The sequence below is a fragment of the Pseudomonas sp. AC229 genome (assembly GCF_979254655.1).
Map to the genome: position 1 here is coordinate 1 of NZ_CEEDHK010000094.1, position 240 is coordinate 240.

The 240-nt window shown below is 66.2% G+C and carries 1 protein-coding gene; it reads right to left on the reverse strand.

Annotation, left to right across the window (positions count from 1 at the left end; all coding sequences use genetic code 11):
* The coding region (locus AC0IW7_RS24995; RefSeq protein ID WP_471821551.1) for a DUF3516 domain-containing protein at nucleotides 1-240 on the reverse strand (240 nt) is incomplete at both ends.

The following is a 240-nucleotide window of genomic DNA, read 5'->3' on the forward strand; positions in this document are numbered from 1 at the left end:
GGTCGAGGGTCGCGACGGCCTCGCTGGCGAAGGCCGAAAGTGGTTGGTTGAGAGCAAAGTCGTCCTGCAGCGCCTCGTTCATGGCAAATCGGCGGCCCCCAGGTGTGGGTACCTCGAGGCGATGGACAACCTCGGAGCGCAACAAAGACAGCCCAATCTGGACTGCTTGGCGGTAGAGACGACGTCGTTCAGCGACGGCCGGGGTGGCGGCCTCGACAAGGTGCTGGACGGCCCGGGCGG